The organism is Streptomyces sp. NRRL WC-3618 (genome assembly GCF_001280005.1).
GTDB lineage: Bacteria > Actinomycetota > Actinomycetes > Streptomycetales > Streptomycetaceae > Streptomyces.
This window is the reverse complement of the sequence record NZ_LGDW01000170.1, coordinates 1-3,986: the sequence shown is the minus strand read 5'-3', so window position 1 is coordinate 3,986 and position 3,986 is coordinate 1. Positions and strand designations below refer to the sequence as shown.

The window sequence follows — 3,986 nt, the reverse complement described above, 5'->3', positions numbered from 1 at the left end:
TTATCTTGAGCCCGCCGATCTTGCAGGTTCCTGACCTGGTGTGTTGTGTGGAGGACAGTGTCCTCGACGGTCTCCTCAGCAGGGCCCGATGACGGCGGAAGACTTCTTCTTCGGCGTGTCGTCGCGGCGACCTGGCAGGTCGGCGGTGCGTCGTTCCCCGAGCGCGAGGGCGAGGGCCTCGCGCAACTCCCGGTTCTCGGACTCCAGTTGTCGGTTGCGCTCGGTGGCAGCCTCCAAGCGCCGTAGAAGGGAGGCGTCGGAGGCTCGTTGCCGGTCGGGAACCGGCCGGGCCGCGGGGATCGACCGGCGGCGGGCGCGAAGTCGCTCGATCTCGGCTCTCAGGTCCGGCTGGTTGTAGAGCCAGGACCGGGAGACGCCCGCTTCGCGGGCGACGGTCTCGAAGGTGATCGCGATGCCGGTGGCATCCATCCGCCGCAGGGCGGCGACCGCGCGTCGGCGGGTTGCCGTGGCTCTCCGGCGGGCCGCGGCGACGATCAGGTGGGAGTTGTCAGCCGGCATTTTCAGTCTCCTGGTCGTCTTCCATTTCGCCGATCATGCGGTCGAGGTTGTCGGCGACCTGCTGGTTCATCTCGGTCATGCGGCTGTGACCGCAGCTCTTGGCGTTGTCGATCAACGTCAGGGTGCGGGTGCGCTGTTCGCGGAGCTCCGGCAGAAACTCGGGCCCAGTGAGGAAGACTGGGCAGGTCAGGCAAGCATTGGCGTGCGGGCAGGTCTTCTGAACGGGCAACCCGCAGTAGCCGTTGGGCAGGGTTTGGGTGGCGATGCCGTAACGCGTCTTGGCCCACTGGGCCTGGCTGAGCGGCCCGTCGGGATCGAGGATCACGCGTTCGCCCTTGATGTTGACCTTGGTTGCCTGTTCCCAGTGCCGCCGCACCGTCTGGTCGGTGATCTTGGCGTAATGCGAGGTCATCTTGTGTGAATCGTGGTCCAGGAGGACGCGGACGACCTCTTGCGGGACGTCTCGGTTGATGAGTCGGCAGGCAAAGGTATGCCGCCATTGATGGGGTGTCAGGTGCACTGGCCGCCCGTGTTCGTCACGGATCTCGCAGGTCTTCAGCCAGCGGCCGAGCATCCGCCGGTAAGTGCCGTCCGCCAGCGGGAGGTTCCCCGAGACGTTGGCGCGTTGGCGGGGGAACAAGCAGGCCGTCCCGTCCGGCCACTGGTCCAGCACCCGACGTTGTTGCTCGCGGATGGCTGCTTCGAGTTCCTCATCGATGGGCACGGCCGCCTCGCGCCTCATTTTGGTGTTGAAGTAGCGCAGGTAGGGGGCGCCCTGGCCGTCGTGGAGGAGGCAGTCGAAGTCGAGGGCCAGAGCGCTGGAGATGCGCAGTCCGCAGCGGGTGAGGATGAGGGTGACCAGTCGGCCCGCCGCGTCGGGCCAGCGGTCCAGGTTGCCGGGCGACTCGATCTGGGTCATGACGTACTCGGCGAGGCGGCGGTCGACTTGCTCGGGGACCGGCGGGACGTCGCCGACGTAGAAGGCCGCGGTGCCGGACAGGGTGTCCTCCCAGCGGTACTGCCGGATGTTCTGGAAGAACAGGTTGAGCGCACCGATCCTCGTCTTCTTCATGCCGTGCCCGCCGGGCTGTGACATCACGTGGGCGAGGTAGCGCTCCAGCAGCGGCCGGTCCACCTCGGCGAGCGCATCGACGCCGACGAACGTGAGGAATCCGCCGAAGCAGATGAGCGCGTCGACCCCGGCGCGGGCCGCACCGATGCTCAGCCCGGACGTCAGCCGCAGCCTCGTCCATCGTTTGCCCAGCTCACGGAGCCAGAACTGGGGGATGCGGTCGAACCGCAGCCGGGCGCGTGGGCAGGGACGTCCGGCCGGGGTGGTGATGCCGGGCAGTCTGTGGAGCCGCCACACATCTCTGGGGTACTCGATCTCCCAGCCAGTTCCGTCCCGCAGGGCCTCCAGCCCGTCACGGGCATCGAGGAGGAACAGCGCCGACTCATCGGCCTGGGCCCCGACTTTCTGGCGCCACTGCTGTTCCGACAGGTCCAGCAGCGAGGCGACCCCGAGTGCCTTGACCCGTCGGACGGCCGGCATGACCAGGCGAGGGGCGGCGGTGCGGGAGCGGGCGTCGTGGCGGCATTGCAGCGCGTACTGGATCTCCAGTTTCAATTGTGGGGCCAGGTCGCGCAGATCGATGCTGGCGGTTCCGACCAGTTCACAGTCGGCGATGAAGTGGTCGGGGTCGGGGCGGCCATGGCGGTGCCAGCGCTCGTCGTGTCCCGGGCAGAAGAGCTTGACGGGATTGGCGACCCAGAGGTTGCAGAACGGCAGACGGCACTCGGACGTCGTGGTGTCACGTGGGGCCAGGTCAGGGGCATCCCAGGTGGCCGGGTCGGGCTTGCCGGCCCGGCTCCAACGGTCATGGTGCTTGGAGCACAAGCCGTTCTTGGCGCGGCGTCCGTAGCGGCATCCGTCGATGAGACAGGCGGCGAGCGACCGGCGGCCCCGGACCGGTGGACCGGGTTCGGCGAGGAAGTCCGTCATCGGTGGGCAGCCGCGCTTGCGAAACCGGATGGCGTGGGCGTTGCAGAGTCCGCGCCGGGTCGAGGCTGCCGTCCGGTCGCAGTCCGTGACCGTGCACTCGTCGGCGATGAAGACGGGGTCGTCCGGAGCGGGGACGTAGATCTCGGTGCGGAACTCGGATCGGACGACGGCCATGAGCTGCTCAAGCAGCCTCGTCCGTCCCGGTGCCTTCTCGGCGGGGAAGGTCACAGCCGGACCTCCCGGCCGGTGAACCAGCCCGCGGCCTCCAGCGTCCTCCGGGCGTCCTCGACGGTGAGGTGACCGTATGTGTCGATCGTTGTAGTGATCGATGCGTGCCCGAGGCACTCCTTCACCGTCTCCATGCCCGCCCCGCGGCGCAACAGCCAGGTGGCGTAGGTGTGGCGGTATTGGTGGGGTTCAAAAGCGATCCCGGTGGTCTTCCGGAGCCGTCTGACCAGGTCATAGACGGCCGGGTAGCCCCAGGGGTGGCCGTGTGGTTCGGCGAAGAGGTTCACGAAGACGTAGTCGGAGTCCAGGGCGCCGTACTCGCGGTGCAGGTAGTCCGAGTACAGACGCATCAGCTCCGCGCTGGCCGGGATGCTGCGGGACCGGCCGGCCTTCGCGCGGGCCCGGTTGTCGTTCAGCCGCGGCACTACGGTCACCTGCCGTTCGGCGATCGCGATGTCGTCGTGCCGCAGGCCCAGGGCCTCGCCGATGCGGACTCCGGTGTCCAGCAGCAGGGCGAACAGCAGCCGGTCCCGCAGGTGTTCGCAGGAGTCCAGGATCTTCTGGACCTGGGCGGCAGTCAGGACGTGGGGGTGCTTCCGTCCGCTCTTGAGCTTGATCGTCCGAGTCCGCGCGGGCTTGCCGGAGGCGATGTGCTGCAAGAACGGCTTGTAAGAGGTGGCCGCCGATCGATGAGGTCCGACCGGGCGCATCGTCACCAGCAGGTCGGCGACCGCGACGCCGCTGCGGGCGTGGAACTCGTAGAACGTGCTGACCGCGGCGAGCTTGCGGTTCACGCTGGAGGCCGCGCAGTGGTGCTCGACCGTCGGCAGCACCGCCACCGTCCCGTTCCGGGCCGGCGGCGGCAACCGCAGCCAGGCCACGAAGGAGGCCACTGCCTCCAAGTCCACTGACTTCCAGTCCAGACCGCGGCCGTCGAGGTAGTACCACCAGTCCTTCAGGTCGTGGGCGTACGCCTTGACGGTGTTCGGCGACCGCTCGATCGCCGTCAGGTAGGCCAGGAACGACTCAACCGGATCGACCGGCCGCAGATCACCCCCCAACAGCGTCCACGACTCCGTCGTCGACCCGGGTGCCAGCACCCTCTGTACACGCATCGCGCATCCGCCCCCTTCCGTGTTGGACGGCGGCAGATAACCGCATCCACGACGGAAGTTGGGGGAACTTCAGAGTGCTTCACACACATGAAGGACACGCTCGTACGGGCTCAAGATAACGG

General features: G+C 67.9%; 3 protein-coding genes. All 3 read right to left on the bottom strand.

Annotated elements, in window-relative coordinates:
- Positions 1-75: 75 nt before the first annotated feature.
- Genes ADL01_RS17870 through ADL01_RS17860 form a run of 3 tightly spaced genes read right to left on the bottom strand, consistent with a single transcriptional unit; the run spans position 76 to position 3,864 of the window.
- Positions 76-519: a DUF6262 family protein gene (locus ADL01_RS17870; RefSeq protein WP_053743006.1), complete on the bottom strand. Its 444-nt coding sequence runs from the start codon at positions 517-519 to the stop codon at positions 76-78.
- Positions 509-2,749 (bottom strand): tyrosine-type recombinase/integrase, encoded by a 2,241-nt coding sequence (locus ADL01_RS17865; protein ID WP_234354684.1) that lies wholly within the window; start codon positions 2,747-2,749, stop codon positions 509-511. Before ADL01_RS17865 ends, ADL01_RS17870 begins: the two co-directional genes overlap by 11 nt.
- Entirely contained in the window at positions 2,746-3,864 is a 1,119-nt protein-coding gene (locus tag ADL01_RS17860) for a tyrosine-type recombinase/integrase (RefSeq protein WP_053743005.1), read from the bottom strand. The genes ADL01_RS17865 and ADL01_RS17860 overlap by 4 nt, the downstream gene beginning before the upstream one ends.
- Positions 3,865-3,986: the final 122 nt, after the last annotated feature.